This is a genomic window from Streptomyces sp. 7R007, from assembly GCF_054850255.1.
On the sequence record NZ_JBTWMV010000017.1, the window covers coordinates 127,534 to 150,611 of the forward strand.

Here is a 23,078-nt window from a genome sequence, read left to right on the forward strand (position 1 = left end):
GTTCCCGCGGCGGGCGAGGGGCGCCCGTCAGTCCGTCGCGCACAGCCCCGAGGCCAGCGTCGCCGAGCAGGGCAGGTGGCCGTGGCGGCGGATGACGTCCTCGCTGATCGTCTCGTTGACGAAGGCGAGGAAGGCGGCGGCCAGGGAGCCGGTGGGCGGGTCGTCGTAGGTGTACGCGTACTCGACGCCCCGGTAGGGGTAGGCGCTCCTGCCGTACTCGATGTCCCCGATCGAGGGCGCGGCCCCGTCGAGGGGCACCGTGCGCAGCCCCCGGTGGCCGTCGGCGACGGTGAACTCGCTGTAGCCGACGGCGCCGGGAAGCGCCGCCACCGTGCTCAGCACCGCCTCCGTGGAGTCGAGTTCGCACCGCGTCACGGGTGCCGAGCTGTCGTCCTTGTGCACGCAGTCCAGGGAGGTGCTGGGCACCCGCTCCCAGGTCCCGAGCACCTGCCGCTGGAAGATCTGCCGGGTGCCGGAGTCGGCGTTGCGGCTGACCAGGATCACGGGGAGGTCGGGCAGGGCGGGGTCGAGCTGGTTCCAGCGGGTCACCTCGCCGCGGTAGACGCGGCGCACCTGGCTCAGCGTGAGGCCCCGGGCCGGCAGCCGGATGCCGTCGTTGACGACGAGTGTGAAGACGGACAGCGCCACGCGCCGACCCCGCAGCCGGCCGGGGGCGCCGGCCGCGGGCCCGTCGGAGAAGGCGATCAGGTTGCGGGCGCCCTTCTTCGACTCGGCGCCCAGCGCGGCGAGTTCGCTGACGCCGGCCGCGCTGCCGCGGGTGTCGACGGTGATGGCGGAGTCCCGGCACTTCTTCTCGTACTCCTTCGCCAGGTCCCGCACCACCGGCTCGAACGCCGTCGACCCGGTGATCCGCAGCGTGCCGGTCTCGCAGCCGATCGGGGGCGGGTCGTCGTCGCGGACGACGACGATCGTGGCCAGGGTCAGCACGCTGACCGTGAGCATCAGGCTGATCAGACGGGCGGCCCGGCTGAACAGGGGCGGCTTCTCGTCCGGGGTGGCGCTGCGGTTGGGGTGCACCTCGCCCTCGCGGATGCCGCCGCTCAGCCGTACCGGGCGGCCCACCCCGCCGCCGGTCAGCAGCACCAGGAGCTTGTAGTGGTCGCCGCGGTTGAGCGGGACGCGCGGTATGCGCAGGGTGTGGCCCTCGTAGCCGAAGCCGCGCTCCGGCGTGAAGTGCTCCATGAGGTGGTCGGTGTCGGAGGGCTGGGTGACCGAGACGCCCTTGATGACGCGGTCGGTGAAGACCGCGGTCAGGCCGTGGGTCGAGGGGCTGGTGTAGTCCTCGCGGTCGATGCCCTGCGAGCCGTCGTTCTCGACGCGGATCAGCACGAGGGTGGCGTCGTTCATGCCGGGGACCTCGTCGAACAGACCCAGGCGTACGTTGGCGCGGCCCAGCTGCACGTCGTCGCCGATGGGGCTGTCCATCTGGACGCGGTAGCCGATCCGTTTGCGGCGCGGCACCCGGCGCTCGTACCAGACCATGACGCCGGACGCGACGATGCCGAGGACGGCGGTGCCGACGGCGACGATGTTCTCTGCGCTCAGCCACTCCACCGACGGGACCGTACGGTCGTACGGGTGCAACGGGCTTACGCGGACGGGTACTTGGGGTTACCGGCGGGTGTACGTCAGCTGCTCGCCGTTGCCGGTGTTCAGGCGCTGGAGGCTGCCGTCCGGGAGCAGGCTGATCTCGGTCGGGTCGCCCGGCGAGCAGTACCCCTTCGCGCCCGAGGTGACGGTGGAGGGCCCCATCTCCAACGGGCCGTCGCCGCCGGGGTCCTGGGTGAGGGTGGCCTGGAAGACGCAGTGGTAGCTGCCGTTGCTGGTGGGGCCGTCGGCGACGAGGGAGAGCACCGCGTCGCCCACCCGGCCCTGCCGGATGGTGAGCCGGCGGGTGTTCTCGCCGTCGGCGTTGGTGATGCTGGCGGTCCAGGTGCCCAGGTAGGCGGCCGGGATCACGCCGTCGGCGGTGGGTGAGGCGGTGGTCGGGGACGGCTGCCCGGTCGTCGGCGCCGGGGTGGTCGGCGCGGGCGTCGTCGGCGCGCCGGTGACCGGCGTCGGGGAGGGCTTGTCGTCGGCCTTGTCGCCGCCACCGCTCATCAGGGCGTAGACCGACCCGCCGGCCCCGAGGGCGACGATCAGGGCGACGACGACCAGGAGGGCGGTGGACCGGCGGTCGCGGCGCGGGGGTTCGGGCGGGACGGGCGGAAGGGGGCCGTAGGGCGGGGTGGAGCCGAAGGCACCGTGGGGGTGGCCGTAGGCGGGCGGGGGCTGGGGGGAGCCGTACGTGGCGGGCTGGGGCGGGGCGCCGTACGCACCCGGCTGTTGCTGCTGCGGATATCCGTAGGCGGCGGCCTGGTGCGGGTGCTGCTGGGGGTGGCCGTGGGCGGGCGTGGCCGGCGGGGCGGCGGGGGTCTGTCCGGCGACCTGCGTCGGCCGGTGCGGCGTGGGCGGCCCCGGTTCCGCCGGGACGTCGTCGGCGGCGGGGGCGTGCTCGGGAGAGGCCGCCGGCTTGACGAGCGAGACCGGCCCGGGCACCGTCTGGGCCCCGCCCGGCCCGTCCGAGGCGCTCGCCGCGACCGGGACCTCCGCCCCCTCCGGGTCCTCCGTGTCGAGCAACTGCACGGCGTGCCGCCCGAGTTGGGCCACCAGCGCGCCCGGCAGCCACGGGTCCCGCAGACGGCCGCCGGAGACGGTGTCCTCGGCTCCCGTGCGCTCCAGGATCCGCTCCAGCGAGGGCCGGGCGGCGGGGTCCTTGCGCAGGCAGTCCCGCACCAGGTCGGCCAGCCCCTCGGGCATGCCCGTCAGGTCGGGCTCCTCCTCGGCGATGCGGAACATGAGCACGTGCGCCCCGCTGTCCGCCGCGCCGAAGGGCAGGGCGCCGGTGGCGGCGTACGCGAGCACGGAGCCGAGGCAGAAGACGTCGCAGGCCGGCGTGATGCGGTCGCCGCGCACCTGCTCGGGCGCCATGAAGCCGGGCGAGCCGACCAGCGCGCCGGTGCGGGTGAGGCCGGCGTCGCTCACGGTCTCCAGTGCGCGCGCGATGCCGAAGTCGATGACGCGGGGACCGTCGATGGTGACCAGGACGTTGGACGGCTTGAGGTCGCGGTGGACGATCCCGGCCGCGTGGATGTCCCGCAGCGCCTGCGCGAGCCCCGCGCCGAGGATGCGGACCGAGCGCTCGGGCAGCGCCCCGTGGTCGTGGCCGACGACCTGCTGGAGGCTCGGCCCGGCGACGTACCCGGTGGCCACCCACGGCACCGGCGCCTCGGTGTCGGCGTCGAGGACGGGCGCCGTCCAGTACCCGCCGACCCGCCGCGCGGCCTGCACCTCCTGCCGGAACCGCGCCCGGAACTCCTCCTTGGCGGCCAGTTCCCGGCGCACCAGTTTCACCGCGACCGTACGCCCCCGGTCCGAGCGCGCGAGGTACACGTGCCCCATGCCCCCGGCACCGAGCCGCGCCAGCAGCCGGTACGCCCCGATCACCAGCGGATCCCCAGGCTGCAGCTTGTCCACCGCAGGCCTCCCCCCGACATCCCCCGTTACGTGCCCGTGCGAATCCCCACGATAGTGCGGGCCCGGACGGCGGCGGGCCGAGCAGGTTCTACGGTTCCGTAACAGCGCTTCCGAGCCGGTCCAGCGCCTCGGACAGCCGTTCCAGCGCCTGGACGGCCGCGGCGAGTTCGGCCTCGCCCACCGTCTGTGCGAGGCGGTCGGCGAAGGCCGCGTGGCCCGGGTCGATCCGGTGGACCGCCTCCCGTCCCTGCTCGGTCGGTGCGAGGAGCTTGGCGCGGCGGTGGGCGGGGTTGGGGCGGTACTCGGCGAGGCCGCGGTCGACGAGCAGATCGGCGATGCGCTGGACGCTCTGCCGGGTGATGCCCATGGCCCGGGCGATGCCGGAGACGGGCAGGGGCTCGCCGAGCACCGCGCCCAGCACCTGCCACCAGGCGGCCGTGAGCCCGGCGGGCCGGGCCAACTCCTCGGCCACGCCGAGGAACTGGCCGTTGAGCCGGAAGACGCCGAGTGCTGCGCGGCTGAGCAGTTCCTGCCGCCGCCGGCTCACCGCGCCTTCTCCAGCACGGCGTACGCCTGCGGGTCGGAGTCGTGGAACAGCCGGTACCAGGCGTCCAGCACCTCTCCCTCGTACACCCCGAGCAGCCGGAGGATCTCCCGGGCGAAGGCGACGGGTTCGGTGGGGCCGGCGGTGATCAGGTTCCGGTCGGTGACGGCGTCGGCCTCGACGTACCGTCCGCCGCCGCGGTATCCGGTCGCGGCCAGGTAGAAGGAGACGGCGCCGGTGTGGTCCCGGTCGTCGAGCAGTCCTTCCCGCGCGAGACCGGCGGTGGCTCCGCAGATGGCGGCGACGGGCACGCCGGCGTCGAGGAACTCCCGCGCCGTGCGGGCGAAGGGCGCGAGCTCGTCGCCGGCGTCCCAGAGGTCGGCACCGGGGAGGATCAGCAGCGCACTGTCCTCGGGCCGCAGCTCCCCCAGCGCGAGATCGGGCCGCACGGCCAGCCCCCCGATGGACCGGACGACCTCCCCTGCCAACCCCACCGTCCGCACGTCGTACCCGGCCCGCGCCAGATACGCCGTCGCGTACCCCGTCTCCCAGTCCGCGAGGGTGTCGTACACGGCGAGATGCACACGTTTGACGCTCATGACAGCAGACTGTCACTACGACAGCATGCTGTCAATGGGGCCCGAGGGCCGTGGCCTCAGACGTTCCGCGTGTACGGCACGACCGTCAGCTCGATGTCCACGGCGAACGGCATGTCCAGCCGCGCGCCGCCGGCGACGAACCGCCCGATCCCGGGCTGCCGTACGACCTTCCAGTGCAGCTGGATCTCGATCGCCGAGTGCGGGGGCACCTGCACCGAGACGGTCTTCCTGCGGGAGAGCGTGGCCTGGGTGGTCACGGCGTACACGGACCTCACCTCGCTGCTGAGCATCCCGCCCAGCACGGCCAGCCCGGCGAAGGTCAGCCTCCCGTCGGTGCCCTTGATGGTGGCCTTGCGATCCTCGACCGTGACGGTGCGCTCCACGGCCCAGGAGAACTCCTCCGTGTCGGTCAGCGTGCCGGAGCTGTCGTTGCGCACGACCCTCGTCTCGGTGCGGGCGAAGACCTCGTCGGGCTTGCCCTCCACGACGCCGGTGAAGCGGAACTGGCCGGGGAGCAGGGTGCGCGGGCCGGTGGCCGCGGGGGGAGACGGGTTCCACGAGGACTTCTGTGCGAGCGCGCTGTTCAGGAGGGCCTGGGACACGGCGGGAGGCACGGCGGGCTTGGTGCGCACCTCCCAGGTCTGGCGGCAGTACCCGCACCGGAACGTGTTGGGCGGCGTGAAGGTCACCGGCGCGCTCGACGGGGCCAGACGCGTCCTCTCCCACGCGGTCAGACTCCTCGACCCCGACAGGCTCAGCGACTTGTTGAGCAGCGCCAGGGCGCTGTTGAGAAGCTGGGCCCCGCAGCGCGGACAGGCCCCCGTGTCCATGTAGCGCACCATCGCCAGGCTGATGCCCACCGGCCCGCACCCCCCGATACGGCTCTCCCCCGAGAACCCTCTTCGAGCGTACGACAACCTGTCGCGGAAACCCCCGGAGCGCAGACAGGACGCCGATATCGGGTGGTGGCAGCCGGCTCCTACGCTCGGGCGCATGACCCCTCAGCCAGATCCCGAGGTCGGCGCCGCCGTGAAGGCCGCGGACCGTGCGCACGTCTTCCACTCCTGGTCCGCGCAGGAGCTCATCGACCCGCTCGCCGTGGCCGGCGCGGAGGGGTCGTACTTCTGGGACTACGACGGCCGCCGGTACCTCGACTTCACCAGCGGGCTCGTCTACACCAACATCGGCTACCAGCACCCGAAGGTCGTCGCCGCGATACAGGAGCAGGCCGCACGCCTGACGACGTTCGCGCCCGCCTTCGCCGTCGAGGCGCGCTCGGAGGCGGCGCGGCTGATCGCCGAGCGCACGCCGGGCGACCTGGACAAGATCTTCTTCACCAACGGCGGCGCCGACGCCGTGGAGCACGCGGTGCGCATGGCCCGGCTGCACACCGGCCGGGCGAAGGTGCTGTCGGCGTACCGGTCGTACCACGGCGGCACCCAGCAGGCCGTCAACATCACCGGCGATCCCCGCCGTTGGGCCTCCGACGGCGCCGCCGCCGGTGTCGTGCACTTCTGGGCGCCGTTCCCGTACCGGTCGAGGTTCTACGCCGAGACCGAGGAGCAGGAGTGCGCGCGGGCGCTGGAGCACCTGGAGACGACCATCGCCTTCGAGGGGCCCGGCACGATCGCCGCGATCATCCTGGAGACCGTGCCGGGCACGGCCGGGATCATGGTGCCGCCGCCGGGCTACCTCGCCGGCGTGCGCGAGATCTGCGACCGGCACGGCATCGTCTTCATCCTGGACGAGGTCATGGCCGGGTTCGGCCGCACCGGCGAGTGGTTCGCCGCCGACCTGTTCGGCGTCGTACCCGACCTGCTGACCTTCGCCAAGGGGGTCAACAGCGGATACGTGCCGCTCGGCGGCGTCGCCATCAGCGGCGAGATCGCCGCGACCTTCGGCAGGCGCGCCTACCCCGGCGGCCTCACCTACTCCGGGCACCCCCTGGCCTGCGCCGCCGCCGTCGCCACGATCAACGTGATGGCGGAGGAGGGCGTCGTCGACAACGCCAGGACCCTCGGCGCGCGCGTCCTCGGCCCCGCCCTCGCCGAACTCGCCGCCCGCCACCCGAGCGTCGGCGAGGTCCGCGGCACCGGCATGTTCTGGGCCCTGGAGCTGGTGAGGGACAGGGAGACCCGCGAGCCCCTGGTGCCCTACAACGCGGCCGGCGAGGCGAACGCCCCGATGGCCGCCTTCGCCGCCGCCGCCAAGCGGCACGGCGTCTGGCCCTTCGTCAACATGAACCGCACCCACGTCGTGCCGCCCTGCAACGTGAGCGAGGCCGAGCTCAAGGAGGGCCTCGCGGCGCTCGACGCGGCACTCTCCGTCGCGGACGAACACGTGGCGTAGCTGCCAGGAGGCGCTCAGGCACGACACCGGGCGCACATAGCTACGCGGGTCACCTGAGGGAACCCGAACGCGTAAGGTGGCGTGCTCGTAGACATATACGAGCACATGCGCGACAACGTACGAACGCGTGCGCGAGCACGGCGTGACACTGCCTCGCGCCCGTGCCCGCACAGGTACGAGCACACCACCGACCGCGACGAGGAGACGCCCGACCCATGCCCCCCAGCAGCGGCAACGGCGCCGTGACTCGCAGCACCCTGCGCCAGCAGATCGCCGACGCCCTTCGCGACGAGGTGCTGGGCGGGAGGCTGCAGCCGGGGCAGGAGTTCACGGTGAAGGAGATCGCCGAACAGTACGGGGTCTCCGCGACACCCGTCCGCGAGGCGCTGGTCGACCTGACCGCACAGGGGCTGCTGGACGCCGACCAGCACCGCGGCTTCCGGGTCCGGGAGTACTCGGTCGCCGACTACCGCGGCATCGTCGAGGCCCGCAGCCTGGTCACCGACGGCATGTTCCACGCCCTGGACGACGGCCACGAGCGGCTGCGCGACATCGACGACCCGCGCACCCTGGCCGCCCTGGCGGGGGTACGGCGGCGCGGCGAGGAGGCGCAACGGGCCGCGCTGGCCGGCGACCTGACCGTACTGATCGGCTACGACCTGCGCTTCTGGCGCGAGCTCGGCGCCCTGTTCGGCAACCCCTACCTCGCCGAGTTCCTCAACCGGCTGCGCGTGCAGTCCTGGGTGTGCACGGTGCAACACCTGCGCCGGCTCACCGATCTGCGCGGCGCCCTGTGGTCCGACCACACAGATCTGGTCGACGCCCTCTCCCGCCGCGACACCGAGGCGGCCCGCGCGATCGTGGCCGCCCACAACGCCCACTCGCTGGCCCTCATCGAGCGGCTGGCGGCCCGGTGAGCGCGGTCGTCGAGGCCGTCGACCTGTCCGTCGTCATCCCGGCCTACAACGAGGAGCGGCGGCTCGGGCCCACGCTCGACGCCGTCACCCGCTACCTGCGCGACAACGAGAGCCGCGAGTGGGAGATCGTCGTCGCCGACGACGGCTCCGCGGACGGCACGCGCGACCTGGTCACCTCCCGCGAGGACCCCCGCATCCGGCTGGTCGCCAGCCCCCGCAACCGCGGCAAGGGCCACGCCCTGCGCCTGGGCGTCGCCGCCTCCCGGGGCCGGCGGGTGCTGGTCACCGACGCGGACCTGGCGGCGCCGATCGAGGAGCTGGAGAAGCTCGACAAGGCGCTCGGCGAGGGCAACGCGGCGGCGATCGGCTCCCGGGCCATGCCGGGCGCGACCATCGAGGACCGCCAGCACCGGCTGCGCGAAGTGCTGGGCCGGGCCGGCAACCAGCTCATACGCCGGACGGCCGTGCCCGGCATACGGGACACCCAGTGCGGCTTCAAGCTCTTCGACGGCGAGCGCGCCCGCGAGGCGTTCGCCGCCTCCCGGCTCAACGGCTGGGGCATCGACGTCGAGGTGCTGCGCCACTTCCACCACGCCGACTGGCGGATAGCCGAGGTCCCCGTCCGCTGGTCGCACCAGCCCGGCTCCAAGGTGCGCTCCCTCGACTACCTCCGCGTCCTGGCCGAACTGGCCCGGCTGCGCGCCCGCGCCCTGCGCCCCGCCGACCTCATGGTCGCCGTCCTGTTCCTGCTGATGTCGGCGGCCCTGTACTCGGGCCGGCTGTCCGACCCCGACCACCGCTATCTCGTCGACTCCCTGCAGGACCAGAACCAGTGGGAGTGGTTCTTCGCGGTGACGGCGCACAACCTCGCCCATCTGCACAACCCGTTCTTCACCGACCTGCAGGGCTTCCCCGACGGCGTCAACCTCATGGCCAACACGGTCATGCTGGGCCTGTCCGTCCCCTTCGCCCCGCTGACCCTGCTCGCGGGCCCGGCCGTCTCGCTCAGCGTCTGCATGACCGCGGGCCTGGCCGCGACCGGGTTCGCCTGGTACTGGCTGATCGTCAAACGGGTCGTACGGCAGCGGGCTGCGGCCTTCGTCGGCGCTTCCCTGGCCGCCTTCGCGCCGCCGATGGTCAGCCACGCCAACGCACACCCCAACTTCGTGATCCTGTTCATGATCCCGCCGATCATCGACCGGGCGCTGCGCCTGTGCGCGGGCACGCGGGTGCGCCGGGACGGGATCGTGCTCGGTCTGATGGCCGCGTACCAGGTCTTCCTCGGCGAGGAGCCGCTGCTGCTCGCCTCCCTCGGCATGGTGCTCTTCGCGGGCGCCTACGGGGTCGTGCGCAGGGACGTCGCGAAGGCCGCCTGGCGGCCGCTGCTGAAGGGCCTCGCGATCGCCGCGGCGGTCTGTCTGCCGCTCGTCGTCTACCCGCTGGCCTGGCAGTTCGCGGGCCCGCAGAGCTACAAGAGCGTGCTGCACGGCGACAACGCCGGCAACAGCCCGCTCGCCCTGCTCTCCTTCGCCGAACGCTCCCTGATGTGGGGCGACGCGGCCCGCGCGAACGCCCTGTCCCTCAACCCCACCGAGCAGAACGCCTTCTACGGCTGGCCGCTGGTCCTGGTCGCCCTCGCGATCGTCGTACGGCTGTGGGAGCAGGCCCTGGTCAAGGCGCTGGCGTTCACGGCGGGCGGCGCGGCCGTGCTCTCGCTGGGCCCGGAGATCCGCCTGCCGATGACGGACGACGTCTACCCGGGACCCTGGGCGCTGCTCGCCAAGCTCCCCCTGTTCGAGTCGGTCATCGAAGGCCGGGTCGCGATGGTGTGCGCGCCCGCGCTCGGCATGCTGCTCGCCCTCGCCCTCCAGCGGCTGGGCGCGACCCGCAGCCTGGGCACGCAGTACGTCGGCCTGCTCGGCGTCTGCCTCGCCCTGCTGCCGCTCGTGCCGGCACCGCTGAAGGCCGTCGACCGGACGCCGACGCCGGCGTTCTTCACGGACGGGACGTGGAAGTCGTACGTCCGCGCGGGCGAGTCGCTCGTCACGGTGCCGCTGCCGGACCCCGGGTACGCGGAGCAGCTGCACTGGCAGGTCGAGGCGGACCTCGGCTTCAGGCTCCCCGGCGGCTACTTCAACGGCCCCTACGGCGAGGACCGCATCGGCATCTACGGCGCCTCCCCGCGCTACACCTCCAACATGCTGCGCGACGTCCGCTACAGCGGGAAGATCCCGACCATCGGCAAGAACTGGCGGGCCCAGGCCAGGACCGACTTCGCCTACTGGAAGGCGGGCGCCCTGGTCGTGCCGCCGCAGCAGAACGACGACGCCCTGCGCAAGGCCGTTACCGAACTGGTGGGCCGGGAGGGGACGTGGGTCGACGGGGTGTGGGTATGGGACCTGCACGAAGGAACGACCGCCCGGACGACCGCCGGCACGGGCGCGGGGACGACGAAGGGGAGCTGACCCGAACTGGAGGGGTTCGCCCCGGGCCGCACCGACTACCCTGCCTTGACCACCGTGCGCTGTGAGGAGCCCTCTTTGGCCTGTGACCTGTGGCTGGTACCGCTCGTCGACGTGTTGTGCCACACGCCCGACAACCCGTTCGCCGAGGAACTCGCGCAATACGACAAGGTGCTCGCCGAGGCCGGGCTGCCGCCGGTGCCGGTGTACCAGTACATGCCGGGGCTGTCCGGCGACGTCGCCCCGGTGGCCGGCTTCGACTACGACGCGCTGCACTTCCTGCGCCGCGCCTACCTGCTCCAGGTGTGCGGGCTGCCGCTGACGCCGGTCGACGAACTGGGCGGCGACTACGAGCAGTTGCTGGAGATGTTCGAGACGACGGCCCAGCAGTCCCACCTGGTGTGGCACTACGACCACGCGGGCGCGTACGTCCCCGTGGACTTCGCGACCCCGCTGTCCAACGACGAACTCCTCGCCGGCGGCGGCCCCTTGGGCTCCGCGCAGGCGCTGCTGCGGGAGCTGGAGTACGTCGCCCCGTCCATCGGCATCGATCCGGCCAACCCGCCGGCCGCGCCGGAACCCCCGCGCGCGCCGACGGAGCTGGAGGAGCCGGCGGTTCCGGCGCCGTACGACCCCAGCCCCTTCGCCCGGGAACGGCACGTGTGGCTGGGGCTGCACGCGGCGGCCACGCGGAGCCTGGCGCAGGGGTCGATGATCGTCTTCAGCTGAGCTCAGCCCTCCTGGGCGAGGCCCTTCTGGAGGTCCTCCAGGTTCATCACCGGGGTGATCTCGACAGTGGCGTTCAGCTCCTGGAACAGCGCGTCGGTGAGCGGCGGCAGCTGGGAGGGATCGGGAAGGTCGAACACCAGGAGCATCGTCCGGCGGCCGTCCATGGGGCCGAAGTAGGCGGCTTCGGGCTGCAGCCGTTCCATGGTCTGCTTGAGGATCTCCGCCATCCTGCCGCCGCGTATCGCCTCGTTCGCCTTCTGGGTGTCCCCGCTCGCCTTGAGCAGCACGCGCATCGCACTCACCTTCTTCTGCCGGCGGACACACGTACGGCCTCAGAATATGCCCCTGATGGGGGAATTGCTCCCGGTCGCCGCATGCGCCGACCGGCACGTCCACGCGTTCCTTAAACCACGATAAGAATCGCCTGTAGATTTCTTATGCAAATTAACTTGAGATAGAACGCCGTCGCGCATTGAGTTGTCAACAAAAACGTTGCTAATCTCCTCGCGCAGCGCACGGCACGGCTTGCGATCGGCCGCCATGCGTCCATATTCCGCCCGTAATTCGCCCTGAAGGAGCGATGTCGTGAGCAGAGAGAGAACCCGTCAGGTCCGCTTGAGGCGTACCCGGCGGACCCTGGCCGGAACCGCCACCGCGCTGGTTCTGGTCGGCGGTGGATTCGCTGTAGCAAATGCTTCGACGAGCAGCGACGGCGCGGGGAAGGCGGCCGGCACCCAGCGCCCCGTCGACAAGAACGCCAAGGGCGTCGCGGCCGTCGTCAGCGCCGCCAACGCCTTCCTGAACACGCTGGACTCCGACCAGCAGTCGGAGACGCTGAAGGACTTCTCCTCGGCGAACGCGACCGCCTGGTCCAACCTGCCGTGCGCCGGCACCTGCCGCCCCGGCATCGACTTCGGCTCCCTGACCGACGACCAACTGGCCGCCGCGGAGCAGGTGTTGAAGCTGGCCCTGGGCTCCGGCAAGGACACCGGCTACGAGCACGTCCTGCAGACCCTCAAGGCCGACGACGTGCTCGCCTCGGCGGAGAGCACCAGCTCCGCCGCCCCCACCGGCGGCGCGACGGACGCCCCCTCGGCGGACCCGTCCGCGACGGCCACGTCCACCGACACCCCGAGCGACGCCCCGACGGGCGCCCCGCCCTCCGGCGGCACCGGCGGCGGCGCGGGCGGCTTCTCCTACGGCAGCGGCTACTACTACCTGGCCTTCCTCGGCACCCCGTCGGCCACGGGCACCTGGCAGCTGCACTTCGGCGGCCACCACCTCGCCGTGAACATCACCTACAAGAACGGCAAGGTCGAGGGCGCGAGCCCCTTCTTCACCGGCGTCGAGCCCACCACCTGGACCGCCGACGACGGCACCACGTACTCCCCGCTGGCGAAGTTCCGCAGCGGCCTGCTGAAGCTGACCGGCAGCCTGAGCACCTCGCAGCTGGCCGAGGCCAAGCTGTCGGAGTCCTTCGGCGACGTGCTGCTCGGCCCGGGCAAGGACGGCGACTTCCCGGAGACCAAGGAGGGCATCAAGGTCAGCGAGCTCTCCGCCCGGCAGAAGAAGCTGGTCCTCGCCGCCATCCACCCCTGGGTCGCCGACGTCGACGACGCTACCGCGGCGCAGCTGATGAAGACGTACGCCAAGGAGCTCGACGAGACCTACGTGGCCTACTCCGGCGGCACGGGCCTGGACACCCAGGGCGACTACGTCCGCATCGACGGGCCCAGCGTCTGGATCGAGTTCGTCTGCCAGAACGGCGTGGTCTACCAGAACCAGATCCACTACCACACCGTGTACCGGGACCACACCCGCGACTACGGCAACGAGTTCTCCTTCTCATGACCGGACCGCGAAACTGGCTGACCGGGGCGCTCTTGCGCCTGCTGGCCGGGATCGCGATCGTGGTGCCGGCGGCGCTCCTGCTCGGGGCGTCGCCGGCCGCCGCGCATCCGATGCCGCACTCGGTGGTCCGGCTCGACGTCTACCAGCACTCGGTGGCCGCCCGGCTGGAACTGCCGGTCGACGAGTTCACCCGCGCCAGCGGCATCAGCCCCGGCACGACGGTGACGCCCGCGCAGGCCGGGGCCGTCCGCGCCTACCTGACCCGGCACATCCGCCCGACCACCACCGGCGGCGAGGCCTGGCGGGTGAGCGTCGGCGCGCTCAGCCTCAGCCGCACCCGGCAGACGTCCACCGGCCCCTACCGCGAACTGGTCGCCGAGGCGGTGCTCACCCCGCCCGCCGGGGCCGACGTACGCCACTTCACCTTCGCCTACGACGTGATCGTGCACCAAGTCGTCACGCACACCGCCCTGGTGAGCGTCCGTCAGGACTGGGCGGCCGGTCAGGTCGGCGGCGAGGGCACCACACAGGTCGGCACGATCGCGCTCGACACCCGGCACATGACCGTGCCGCCCCTGACGGTGGACCTCGGCACCGGCAGCGCCTGGCGCGGGTTCACGGCCATGGTGAAGCTGGGCGGGAACCACATCCTCACCGGCACCGACCACCTGCTGTTCCTGCTGATCCTGCTGCTGCCCGCGCCGCTCGCGGCCGCCGGCGGCCGCTGGCGGGGCCTGGTGGGCGCCCGTCCGGCCCTGCTGCGCGTCGGCCGCATCACGCTCGCCTTCACCGCGGGCCACTCGGTGGCGCTGGCCGCGAGCTCCCTGGGCCGGCTCGACGTCCCCGCGTGGCCGGTGGAGGCGTTCATCGCGGCGAGCATCCTCGTGGGCGCCGTGCACGCCCTCCGCCCCCTCTTCCCCGGCCGGGAGGCGATCGTGGCGGGCGTCTTCGGCCTCGGCCACGGCCTGGCGTTCTCGTTCGTGCTGGCGGAGATGCACCTGTCCACCGGTCAGCTGGTGACCAGCCTGCTCGGCTTCAACCTGGGCATCGAACTGGTCCAACTGCTGCTGGTCTGCCTGGCGTTGCCGTCCCTGCTGGTCCTGTCCCGGCTGTCCGTCCAGCCGCGGCTTCGGCTGGCCGGCGCCCTGCTCACGGCCACGGCGGCGGTCGCCTGGCTGCTGGACCACGTGGGCCTGCCGAACCCGGTCGCGCGGGCGGCGGACGGCGCGGGCTCGCACACGACGGCGATGCTCGTCGCGCTGACGGTGACGGCACTGGCCGCCGTCGCCTGGACGCTGGTCACCCGACGCCGGCCGGGTCCCGCACCGGCCGCGCTCCCGGACGAGCACGAGGAGGCGCTCGCACGCTGAGGGGAGGGCACCCACCGGGCGCCCTCCCCTCGTGCACCGTCTCCTACCGCACCGGCGTCACGGGAAGACCGGCGTGCCGTCCTGGGTCAGCTTCCAGTTGGCCGACGCGAAGGTGGCCGGGTCGATCGTGCCCTTGGCCGTCGCATAGGCGATCATCAGGTCGCGGACCTGGTTGGTGGAGCTGTAGGCGGTCTCCGCGGAGGCGATGTGCGGGTAACCGCTGCCGCCGTTGGCGCGGTAGTTGTTGACCGCGACGACGAAGACCTGGTCGTCCGCCACCGCAGCGCCGTTGTAGGTGAGGTTCCTGATCCGCGAACCCTCGGGCTGCGCGATGTCGATCTCGTACGAGACGCCGGACGCGGTGTCGTACATGTAGTCCCAGAAGCTGTTGGCGTTGGTGAGGGTCGCGGTGTCGACCTTCGTGCCGGACGGCACCTGGTGGTAGTACTTCGCCGCGTACTCCAGATAGTCCCTGAGCTGGGCGCCCGTCAGCTTCTTGCCGTAGAGGGTGTTCTCGTAGATGTAGAGACCCGCGATGTCGCGGATGGTGACGTCGCCCTGCGGGATGTCGGCCGTGCGGCTGAAGCACGCGGCGACCGAGATCAGCGGCAGCGCGGCGTCCGCCGCCGACAGCCCCGACTTCACCGCGTCCATCTGGACCTCGTGGATGAAGTCGATGGCGGGCACGTCCTTCCAGCACGCCTGAGCCGTCGACATCTCCTCGGTGCAGGTGCCGATCGCGGTGTTGACGTACTTCACCACCAAGTCATGGTCGGCGCGCAGGAGTTCGGTGATGCGCGCGTCCTCCGCGACCGTGTTGCTGTTGAGCGTGGTGGAGGTCGTGCCGGTGACCTTCCAGCAGCCGTGCACCAGCTCCAGCTCGAAGTCGAAGACCGACAGGCGGTAGCCGTAGCAGTACGGCTCGGACAGCACGACCTCCTTGCCGGTCTCCTCGTTCTTCACCGTGTACGTCGGCACGTCGACGTGGGTGTGGCCGACGAGGATCGCGTCGATGCCGGGGACCTGCTCGGCGACCAGGTTCGAGGCGTTCTCCACGTACGGCAGTTCGTCGCCCCACGACGTCGAGCCGTCCAGCCCCGAGTGGTCGGTGAGGAAGACGACGTCGCAGCCGAGCGCGCGCAGCCGCGGCACGTACTTCTTCGCCTGCTCGACCAGGCCGGGGAAGACCATCTTGCCGCTGACGTTGTCCTTGTCCCACAGCGCGATGCCGGGGTTGGTCAGACCGAGGATGCCGACCTTGATGTCCGGGGCGCCGGGCACCCTGATGCGCTTGACGGTGTACGGCTGGAAGGCCGGCTTCAGGGTCTTCGCGTCGAGCGCGTTGGCGCCCAGCAGCGGGAAGTGACACTGCTTCTCGAAGGCGCGCAGCACGTCGATGCCGTAGTTGAACTCGTGGTTGCCGAGGGCGGCGGCGTCGTAGCGCATCTCGTTCATGGCGATGGCCATGGGGTGCTTCGGGCCGGGCTCGCCGTCCTTGCCGGTGATCGGGTCGACGTTCGCGTAGTAGTACGCGAGCGAGGTGCCCTGGATGATGTCGCCGGCGTCGACGAGCAGCACCCGCTCCTCGCCCTTCTGCTCCCGCAACTGCCTGACCAGCGTGGCGATGCGGGCGATGCCGTAGGTGTTGCCCTTGCTGTCGGAGTAGGCGGCGTTGGTGTAGTAGTCCCAGTTGAAGACGTGGCTGTGCAGGTCGGTGGTGCCCAGGATGGAGAACGACCAGGTCTTCGGCGTCTTGCCGGGCCTGCGGTCGGCGGCCTGGGCGGGAGCCGCGGCCACGGTCCCCGCGGCGGCGACGGCCGCGCCGGTGACAGCCGACTTCTTCACGAACTCCCGGCGGTTCAGCGGTCTGACGGGCATACGGGGCTCCTGAGGCTGGAGAGGAGGCGAAGGGGAGGAGACGAGGAGGAAGCAGCGGCACTACCCGCGTAGATAGTTGCGTCCCCCTCTTCCCTTCGGAACCAGGAGCAACCCATGGGCCGGTCAAGGATGTCCATGACCGGCCCAACAAGCAGGGGATGAAAGGGGCTTACAGGAACGAGTTGATCTCGATCGTCTCGTCCCGACCGGGGCCCACACCGATCGCGGAGATCGGCGCGCCGGACATCTCCTCCAGCGCCTTGACGTAGTTCTGCGCGTTCTTCGGCAGGTCGGAGAAGGACTTGGCCTTGGTGATGTCCTCCGACCAGCCGGGCAGGGTCTCGTAGACCGGCTTCGCGTGGTGGAAGTCGCTCTGCGAGTACGGCAGTTCCTCGACCCGCCGGCCGTCGATCTCGTAGGCCACGCAGACCGGGATCTGCTCCCAGCCGGTCAGCACGTCGAGCTTGGTGAGGAAGAAGTCGGTCAGGCCGTTGACCCGGGTCGCGTACCGCGCGATCACCGCGTCGAACCAGCCGCAGCGCCGGTCGCGGCCCGTCGTCACGCCCCGCTCGCCGCCGATCCGGCGCAGCGCCTCGCCGTCCTCGTCGAACAGCTCGGTCGGGAAGGGCCCGGCGCCGACGCGGGTGGTGTACGCCTTCAGGATGCCGATGACCCGGCTGATCTTGGTGGGGCCGACGCCGGCGCCGGTGCAGGCACCGCCGGCGGTGGGGTTGGAGGAGGTCACGAACGGATACGTGCCGTGGTCGATGTCGAGCAGGGTGCCCTGCCCGCCCTCGAACAGGACGACCTTGTCCTCCTCCAGGGCCTGGTTGAGCACCAGGACGGTGTCGGCGACGTACGGCGCCAGCTTGTCGGCGTAGACCAGCAGCTCCTCGACCACCTGGCCGACGGCGATCGCGCGCCGGTTGTAGAGCTTGGTGAGGATCTGGTTCTTGACGTCGAGGGCCGCCTCGACCTTCTGGGTGAGGATCGACTCGTCGTAGAGGTCCTGGACCCGGATGCCGACCCGGTTGATCTTGTCGGCGTAGGTCGGTCCGATGCCGCGCCCGGTGGTGCCGATCTTCCGCTTGCCGAGGAAGCGTTCCGTCACCTTGTCCACCGTCACGTTGTACGGCGTGATGATGTGCGCGTTTCCGCTGATCAGGAGCTTGGACGTGTCGACGCCACGCTCGTTCAGACCGCTCAGCTCGGAGAGCAGGACCGACGGGTCGACGACGACTCCGTTACCGATGACCGGCGTGCAGCCGGGGGACAGGATTCCGGAAGGGAGGAGGTGGAGTGCGTACTTCTGGTCGCCGACGACCACGGTGTGGCCGGCGTTGTTGCCACCCTGGTACCGCACGACGTAATCCACCGAGCCACCGAGCAGGTCGGTCGCCTTTCCCTTGCCTTCGTCACCCCACTGAGCACCGAGCAGCACAAGTGCGGGCACGCGCGTACACCCCTTCCGGGCGGGGCATGTCCAAGGTCGGAGGCGTACGCGGCACGGCATGTGCCTCGTACACCGGCGACCCTCGTCGGCCGCGACCCGTCGGACCGGATGCCCCGGAATAGACGAAGCCCCTGGCGCAATAGCGCAAGGGGCTCTTGCACAAAGATGCTACCCGAGGAAGCGAGGCAGGACCGAGGTGGCGACTTCAGCGTCTTCCGATCAGCTGCTGGTGGTCATCGATCCGGTCGCCCGGAGCGCCGACGGGGAGTCGGTCCGCATCGCGAAAGACGTGCTCAGCGCGGGTGCCATGGCGAAGGTGTGCCTGCCGGAGGGGCCGGAGGAGTTCGCCCGGGCGCTGCTGCGCCGGGGGTCCCGGCGGCCGGTGGTGGTCGGCGACGACCGGGCGCTGGTGCGGGCGGTGTCCCTGTTGCACCGGCAGCGGGAGCTGGCCGGATGTGTGCTGTCGCTGGTGCCGGTGGGCAGCGCGTTGAGCGTGGCGGGCGCCCTCGGGGTGCCGACGGGGGCGGTCGCGGCGGCCCGGGCGGTGCTGGACGGGGTCGAACGCCGGCTGGACCTGCTGGTCGACGACAGCGATGGGGTGGTGCTGGGCGCCCTGCGCATCCCACCGCTGCTCGCGCGGGCGCCGGTGGCGGAGGCGGTGGGCCGCCCGTGGCTGCGCACGGCCCAGTCCCTCGTACGCACCCTGGTCCCGGCCCGCGAGACGCCGCTCCCGGCGCCCCGCCCGGCCCGTCTGCGCGTGGAGGTCGACGGCGAGCTGCTGGCGGATCTCGACCAGCCCCTGGAGGCGGTGTCGGTGACTCCGGGCGCCTCGGGGGTGGCCGAGGTGGAGGTGCGTCCCCTGTCGGTGGGCGCGGAGGCGTCTCCGGTACGGGCGGCGGGGCGGGTGGTGACGGTCTCGGGAGCGGACTTCCGCTACCGGGCGGACGCGGCGGTGTCGGGACCGGTACGCAGGCGGACGTGGCGGGTGGTGGAGGGGGCCTGGGGGCTGACGGTGCCGGTCACTTCGTAGCGGGGTCTTCAAGGAACGCTAGTCCCCGAAGATCTCCCGACGGTGCTCCCGCCACCGCTCCATCATCGTCGCGATCTCGCCCTCCACGAACTCGAAGAAGGCGAGGGTCTCGGCCATGCGGCGGCCCGCCGGGGTGTCTTCGCCGAGGCTCTCGACGCCTTCGCGCAGGGCCACTTCCCAGCGTTTGATGAGGGCGTCGCGGTTGGTGAGGGCCTCGTACCACTGGTCGCCGTGGACGCGGTACCGCTCGCGGCGCGAGCCGGGCTCCCGCTCCCGGAACACCATGTGCACCTGGGCCAGGTAGCGCACCGCGCCGGAGACCGCCGCCGGGCTGATCCGCAGCTGCTCGCCGAGTTCCGCGGAGGTCAGCACCCCCTCGTCGGAGGAGAGGATCGCGGCGAAGACCCGGGCCGGCATCCGCGGCAGCCCGGCCTCGACGAGCTGCGCCGCGAAGGACTCCACGAACTTCGACACGGCCTCCGCGTCCCGTGCGGCCCCGGCTGCTTCGCTCATGCGCTCATCCTATCCGGGCTTCACAGGATTCCTGAACTTCACAAAGTTCTGAAAGAAGCGTACGTTCTGGGCCATGACGAAGGCAATCACCGTCTCGGGACTGCACAAGTCCTTCGGCAGGACGCACGCGCTCGACGGCCTCGACCTGGAGGTCGCCGCCGGCGAGGTGCACGGCTTCCTCGGCCCCAACGGCGCCGGCAAGTCCACCACCATCCGCGTCCTGCTCGGCCTGCTGCGCGCCGACTCCGGCGCCGCCCGGGTGCTGGGCCGCGACCCGTGGCGGGACGCGGTGGAGGTGCACCGCCGCATCGCGTACGTCCCCGGGGACGTGACCCTGTGGCGCAACCTGTCGGGCGGTGAGGTGATCGACCTCTACGGCCGCCTGCGCGGCGGACTGGACGCGGCGCGCCGCGCCGACCTGATCGAACGCTTCGAGCTGGACCCCACCAAGAAGGGCCGCACCTACTCCAAGGGCAACCGGCAGAAGGTCGCCCTGGTCGCCGCCTTCGCCTCGGACGTCGACCTGCTCATCCTGGACGAGCCGACCTCGGGCCTGGACCCGCTGATGGAGGAGGTCTTCCAGCGCTGCGTGGAGGAGGAGCGCGAGCGCGGCCGTACGGTCCTGCTCTCCTCGCACATCCTCAGCGAGGTCGAGGAGCTCTGCGACCGCGTCAGCATCATCCGCAAGGGCCGCACCGTCGAGACCGGCTCCCTCGCCGACCTGCGGCACCTGACCCGGACCAGTGTGACCGCCGAACTCGCCGGTCCGCCCAACGGGTTGGCGCGCCTGCCCGGAGTACACGACCTCGACGTCCAGGGCAAGCGGGTGCGGCTCCAGGTCGACACGGACAAACTCGACGCCGTCCTGCGGCAGTTGAGCGAGTCGGGCGTACGGTCCCTGACCTCCACGCCGCCGACCCTGGAGGAGCTCTTCCTGCGCCACTACCAGGACGAGCAGAGCGGGGTGGCCCGATGACCTCCCTCGTGGGCACCGGCGTCCTCCTGCGCTTCAACCTCCGCCGGGACCGGCTGATGATCCCGGTGTGGGTCGCGGTCAACGCCCTGATGGTGCTGTCGATGCCGAAGTCGCTGGAGAGCCTGTACGGCACCCCGGCCGAACGCGCCGACCTGACCCACCAGGTGGCCACCAACGCCTCCTTCCGCGCGCTGATCGGCCCGGTCTTCGACACCTCCGTCGGCGCGCTGACGGCCTGGCGGGTCGGCGTGTACGCGGGCCTGCTCGCCGCGGCGACGAGCCTGCTGGTGGTCGTACGGCACACCCGGGACGAGGAGGAGAGCGGTCGGCAGGAGCTGGTGTCGTCGGCGGCGGTGGGCCGCCGGGCCTCCCTGACGGCCGCGTTGCTGGCAGCGGTGGTCGCCAACGGCGTCCTGGCGCTGCTGCTGGTGCTGGGCCTGGCGGGCCGGGGCGCGGCCGGCGCGCTCGCGCTCGGCCTCGGCATCGGGGCCACCGGCCTGCTCTTCGCCACGACGGCGGCGATCGCCGCCCAGCTGACCGAGAGCGCGCGCCTGGCCCGCGGGCTGACGGCGGCCGTGCTGGGCGCGGCCTTCGTGCTGCGCGCGGCGGGCGACTCGGCGTCGGACGACGGCTCGTCGGTGCTGACCTGGCTGTCCCCGCTGGGCTGGCTGGAGAACCTGCGCGCCTTCGCGGGCGAACGCTGGTGGGTGCTGCTGCTGTTCGCGGCGGCGGTCCTCGCGCAGGCCGCGGTGGCCTACACGCTGGCGGGCCGCCGGGACGTCGGCATGAGCTTCTTCCCCACCCGGCCGGGCCCGGCCGCGGGCCGCCTGGGCACCGCGGGCGCCCTGGCCTGGCGCCTCCAGCGGGGCGCGGTGGCCGGCTGGTCGGTCTCCTTCTTCCTCGTCGGCGTCGTCTACGGCGGCCTGACCGACGGGGTGGCCGATCTGGTCGGCGACAACCGAAGCGCCCGCGAGGTCTTCGAGCGCATGGGCGGCCAGAGCGGGCTCACGGACGCCTTCCTGGCCGCGATGATCGGCATGATGGGCCTGGTCGCGGCGCTGTACGCGGTCGGCTCGGTGCTGCGTCTGAACGGCGAGGAGTCCTCCGGCCGCGCGGAGCCGCTGCTGGCGAACGCCGTCAGCCGGCTGGGCTGGGCCGCCGGGCACCTGGTCATCGCCTTCGCGGGCTCGGCACTCGTCATGCTGCTGACGGGCCTGGGCTTCGTCGCCGGCTACGGCAGACAGGCCGGCCCCATCCTCGGCGCCTGCCTGGTCCAGCTCCCGGCGATCTGGGTGGTCGGCGGTCTGGCGGTGCTGCTGTACGGGCTGCTGCCGCGGGCGGCGATGGCGGCCTGGGGCGTCGCCGGCGCGATCCTGTTGCTCGGCTGGGTCGGACCCGCCCTGGACGCCCCCCAGACCCTCCTGGACCTCTCCCCCTTCGCCCACCTGCCCAAGCTGCCGGGCGGCGGGATGAGCTGGACACCGGTGCTGACGCTCCTGACGATCGCGGTCGCCCTCGTGGCCGCGGGCCTGGCGGGGCTGCGGCGACGGGACATGACGACCTGACGGGGCTCGGTCGACGTACCACCGACTGGTTGTCGCGGTCGACCAGCAGGCAGACGAGTGACCTCGACTGCCGTCAGGGCCGGTGTGGTCCCACCTCGACGCTCAGCCCCTCCAGCCCCCGGATCACGAAGTTCGGCTTGCGCTTCGGTTCCGCCGTCAGGCTCAGCGTCGGGGCCCGCTCCAGCAGGGCCGTCATGGAGGCGGCGAGTTCGATGCGGGCGAGCGGGGCGCCGATGCAGTAGTGGATGCCGGCCGAGAAGGAGATGTGCGGGTTGTCCCGGCGGGTGAGGTCCAGGCGCCCGGGGTCGGCGAAGACCTCGGGATCGTGGTTGGCGGAGCCGAAGAGCATGGCGATCTCCGCCCCGCGCGGGATCGTGACGCCGTCGATCTCGATCTCGTCCAGCACCCAGCGTTCGAAGAGCTGGAGCGGGGTGTCGTAGCGCATCAGCTCCTCGACCGCGGACGGGACCAGGGAGTGGTCGGCGCGCAGGGCGGCCAGCTGGCCGGGGTTGCGGAAGAGGGCGTACCAGCCGTTGACCGTGGCGTTGACGGTCGCCTCGTGACCGGCGTTGAGCAGCAGCACGGCCGTGGAGATCATCTCCTGCTCGGTGAGCCGGTCCCCCTCGTCGTGGGCGGCGATGAGCCCGGAGATCAGGTCGTCGCCGGGCTGCCTGCGGCGCTCGGCGATCAGTGCGCGGAGGTAGTCGGAGAACTCCACCGACGCCTGGACGGCCTTGCGCGCCGCCTCCTGCGACGGGTTCAGCTCGTACATGCCGCAGATGTCCGCCGACCAGGGCCGCAGCGGCGCCCGGTCGGACTCCGGGATTCCCAGCATCTCGGCGATCACGGCGACGGGCAGCGGTTCGGCGACGTCGGCGAGCAGGTCGCCGCCGCCCTTCTCGACCAGCGCGGACACCAGCTCGCCGGCGAGCCGTTCGACGTACGGCCGCAGCCGCTCGACGGTGCGCGGGGTGAACGCCTTCGACACCAGTCGCCGGATCCGGGTGTGGTCCGGCGGCTCCAGGTCGAGCATGCCGTGGTCGTTGAGGGTGTGGAACGGCTCGTGCTCGGCGGGGGGCGCGGTCCGTCCGAAGTCCTCGTGCGTGAACCGGTGCAGATACGTCCGCCCCAGCCGCCGGTCCCGCAGCAGCGCCGACACGTCGGCGTGGTGCGGGACGAGCCACTGGTCGGTGGGCTCGTAGTACTGCACCCGGCCCCGGGCGCGCAGATCGGCGTAGGCGGGGTACGGGTCGGCCAGGAAGTCCGGGTCCCACGGGTCGAAGGCTGCCATGACCGGACGCTAGC

Annotated in this window: 19 protein-coding genes; 9 read left to right on the plus strand and 10 right to left on the minus strand. The window is 71.9% G+C overall.

What is annotated here, in order from left to right; genetic code table 11:
• Positions 1-27: 27 nt before the first annotated feature.
• From ACYF6T_RS23185 to ACYF6T_RS23205, 5 genes are all read right to left on the minus strand, one after another.
• The gene (locus ACYF6T_RS23185) at positions 28-1,575 is read right to left on the minus strand and encodes a PstS family phosphate ABC transporter substrate-binding protein (protein ID WP_461698722.1); all 1,548 of its coding nucleotides are present in this window, start codon (positions 1,573-1,575) and stop codon (positions 28-30) included.
• 57 nt (positions 1,576-1,632) lie between these two features.
• Positions 1,633-3,537 (minus strand): protein kinase domain-containing protein, encoded by a 1,905-nt coding sequence (locus ACYF6T_RS23190; protein ID WP_461698723.1) that lies wholly within the window; start codon positions 3,535-3,537, stop codon positions 1,633-1,635.
• A gap of 88 nt (positions 3,538-3,625) precedes the next feature.
• Entirely contained in the window at positions 3,626-4,084 is a 459-nt protein-coding gene (locus tag ACYF6T_RS23195; protein ID WP_461698724.1) for a MarR family winged helix-turn-helix transcriptional regulator, read from the minus strand.
• Complete coding sequence (locus ACYF6T_RS23200; protein WP_461698725.1) at positions 4,081-4,680, minus strand: type 1 glutamine amidotransferase family protein; 600 nt, start codon at positions 4,678-4,680, stop codon at positions 4,081-4,083. Before ACYF6T_RS23200 ends, ACYF6T_RS23195 begins: the two co-directional genes overlap by 4 nt.
• Before the next feature lie 56 nt (positions 4,681-4,736).
• The gene (locus tag ACYF6T_RS23205) at positions 4,737-5,540 is read right to left on the minus strand and encodes a hypothetical protein (RefSeq protein WP_461698726.1); all 804 of its coding nucleotides are present in this window, start codon (positions 5,538-5,540) and stop codon (positions 4,737-4,739) included.
• Between the two features lie 133 nt (positions 5,541-5,673).
• Here ACYF6T_RS23205 and ACYF6T_RS23210 point away from each other — a divergent pair, with 133 nt between their 5' ends.
• The 4 genes from ACYF6T_RS23210 (at position 5,674) to ACYF6T_RS23225 (ending at position 11,137) form a co-directional block, all read left to right on the plus strand.
• Positions 5,674-7,029 carry an aminotransferase class III-fold pyridoxal phosphate-dependent enzyme gene (locus ACYF6T_RS23210; RefSeq protein ID WP_461698727.1) on the plus strand — a complete coding sequence of 452 codons (1,356 nt, stop codon included), beginning with the start codon at positions 5,674-5,676 and terminating at the stop codon, positions 7,027-7,029.
• Positions 7,030-7,244: 215 nt separating this feature from the next.
• Entirely contained in the window at positions 7,245-7,946 is a 702-nt protein-coding gene (locus ACYF6T_RS23215; protein WP_461698728.1) for a GntR family transcriptional regulator, read from the plus strand.
• Positions 7,943-10,411 carry a glycosyltransferase gene (locus ACYF6T_RS23220; protein ID WP_461698729.1) on the plus strand — a complete coding sequence of 823 codons (2,469 nt, stop codon included), beginning with the start codon at positions 7,943-7,945 and terminating at the stop codon, positions 10,409-10,411. Before ACYF6T_RS23215 ends, ACYF6T_RS23220 begins: the two co-directional genes overlap by 4 nt.
• Positions 10,412-10,486: 75 nt before the next feature.
• Positions 10,487-11,137 carry a hypothetical protein gene (locus ACYF6T_RS23225; protein WP_461698730.1) on the plus strand — a complete coding sequence of 217 codons (651 nt, stop codon included), beginning with the start codon at positions 10,487-10,489 and terminating at the stop codon, positions 11,135-11,137.
• A gap of 2 nt (positions 11,138-11,139) precedes the next feature.
• Here ACYF6T_RS23225 and ACYF6T_RS23230 read toward each other — a convergent pair whose 3' ends face one another.
• Positions 11,140-11,430 carry a hypothetical protein gene (locus tag ACYF6T_RS23230; protein WP_461698731.1) on the minus strand — a complete coding sequence of 97 codons (291 nt, stop codon included), beginning with the start codon at positions 11,428-11,430 and terminating at the stop codon, positions 11,140-11,142.
• A 292-nt stretch (positions 11,431-11,722) separates the two neighbouring features.
• On the opposite strand from ACYF6T_RS23230, the gene ACYF6T_RS23235 reads away from it, so the two are divergent.
• Together ACYF6T_RS23235 and ACYF6T_RS23240 are read left to right on the plus strand one after the other, a co-directional pair.
• Complete coding sequence (locus ACYF6T_RS23235; protein WP_461698732.1) at positions 11,723-12,988, plus strand: DUF3500 domain-containing protein; 1,266 nt, start codon at positions 11,723-11,725, stop codon at positions 12,986-12,988.
• Complete coding sequence (locus tag ACYF6T_RS23240) at positions 12,985-14,358, plus strand: HupE/UreJ family protein (protein WP_461698733.1); 1,374 nt, start codon at positions 12,985-12,987, stop codon at positions 14,356-14,358. Before ACYF6T_RS23235 ends, ACYF6T_RS23240 begins: the two co-directional genes overlap by 4 nt.
• 57 nt (positions 14,359-14,415) lie before the next feature.
• Here the strand turns inward: ACYF6T_RS23240 and ACYF6T_RS23245 are convergent, their stop codons facing one another.
• Positions 14,416-16,236 (minus strand): bifunctional metallophosphatase/5'-nucleotidase, encoded by a 1,821-nt coding sequence (locus ACYF6T_RS23245; RefSeq protein WP_461698734.1) that lies wholly within the window; start codon positions 16,234-16,236, stop codon positions 14,416-14,418.
• Between the two features lie 169 nt (positions 16,237-16,405).
• The gene (locus tag ACYF6T_RS23250; protein ID WP_461698735.1) at positions 16,406-17,689 is read right to left on the minus strand and encodes an adenylosuccinate synthase; all 1,284 of its coding nucleotides are present in this window, start codon (positions 17,687-17,689) and stop codon (positions 16,406-16,408) included.
• A 196-nt stretch (positions 17,690-17,885) separates the two neighbouring features.
• Here ACYF6T_RS23250 and ACYF6T_RS23255 point away from each other — a divergent pair, with 196 nt between their 5' ends.
• Positions 17,886-18,719 (plus strand): diacylglycerol kinase family protein, encoded by an 834-nt coding sequence (locus ACYF6T_RS23255; RefSeq protein ID WP_461698736.1) that lies wholly within the window; start codon positions 17,886-17,888, stop codon positions 18,717-18,719.
• 18 nt (positions 18,720-18,737) lie between these two features.
• On the opposite strand, the gene ACYF6T_RS23260 is transcribed toward ACYF6T_RS23255, so the two are convergent.
• Positions 18,738-19,232: a GbsR/MarR family transcriptional regulator gene (locus ACYF6T_RS23260; RefSeq protein ID WP_461698737.1), complete on the minus strand. Its 495-nt coding sequence runs from the start codon at positions 19,230-19,232 to the stop codon at positions 18,738-18,740.
• A gap of 73 nt (positions 19,233-19,305) precedes the next feature.
• Here ACYF6T_RS23260 and ACYF6T_RS23265 point away from each other — a divergent pair, with 73 nt between their 5' ends.
• The gene (locus tag ACYF6T_RS23265; RefSeq protein WP_461698738.1) at positions 19,306-20,208 is read left to right on the plus strand and encodes an ABC transporter ATP-binding protein; all 903 of its coding nucleotides are present in this window, start codon (positions 19,306-19,308) and stop codon (positions 20,206-20,208) included.
• Positions 20,205-21,773, plus strand: a complete 1,569-nt coding sequence (locus tag ACYF6T_RS23270; protein ID WP_461698739.1) for an ABC transporter permease — start codon at positions 20,205-20,207, stop codon at positions 21,771-21,773. The genes ACYF6T_RS23265 and ACYF6T_RS23270 overlap by 4 nt, the downstream gene beginning before the upstream one ends.
• 73 nt (positions 21,774-21,846) lie before the next feature.
• Here the strand turns inward: ACYF6T_RS23270 and ACYF6T_RS23275 are convergent, their stop codons facing one another.
• On the minus strand, positions 21,847-23,064 hold the full coding sequence (locus ACYF6T_RS23275; protein WP_461698740.1) for a cytochrome P450: 1,218 nt from the start codon (positions 23,062-23,064) through the stop codon (positions 21,847-21,849).
• Positions 23,065-23,078: the final 14 nt, after the last annotated feature.

Bases quoted from the DNA above. Each gene is read 5' to 3' on its own strand.
- ACYF6T_RS23265 (WP_461698738.1), top strand. From the start codon at position 19,306: ATGACGAAGGCAATCACCGTCTCGGGACTGCACAAGTCCTTCGGCAGG.
- ACYF6T_RS23270 (WP_461698739.1), top strand. From the start codon at position 20,205: ATGACCTCCCTCGTGGGCACCGGCGTCCTCCTGCGCTTCAACCTCCGC.
- ACYF6T_RS23200 (WP_461698725.1), bottom strand. From the start codon at position 4,680: ATGAGCGTCAAACGTGTGCATCTCGCCGTGTACGACACCCTCGCGGAC.
- ACYF6T_RS23245 (WP_461698734.1), bottom strand. From the start codon at position 16,236: ATGCCCGTCAGACCGCTGAACCGCCGGGAGTTCGTGAAGAAGTCGGCT.
- ACYF6T_RS23215 (WP_461698728.1), top strand. From the start codon at position 7,245: ATGCCCCCCAGCAGCGGCAACGGCGCCGTGACTCGCAGCACCCTGCGC.
- ACYF6T_RS23210 (WP_461698727.1), top strand. From the start codon at position 5,674: ATGACCCCTCAGCCAGATCCCGAGGTCGGCGCCGCCGTGAAGGCCGCG.
- ACYF6T_RS23275 (WP_461698740.1), bottom strand. From the start codon at position 23,064: ATGGCAGCCTTCGACCCGTGGGACCCGGACTTCCTGGCCGACCCGTAC.
- ACYF6T_RS23240 (WP_461698733.1), top strand. From the start codon at position 12,985: ATGACCGGACCGCGAAACTGGCTGACCGGGGCGCTCTTGCGCCTGCTG.
- ACYF6T_RS23260 (WP_461698737.1), bottom strand. From the start codon at position 19,232: ATGAGCGAAGCAGCCGGGGCCGCACGGGACGCGGAGGCCGTGTCGAAG.
- ACYF6T_RS23230 (WP_461698731.1), bottom strand. From the start codon at position 11,430: ATGCGCGTGCTGCTCAAGGCGAGCGGGGACACCCAGAAGGCGAACGAG.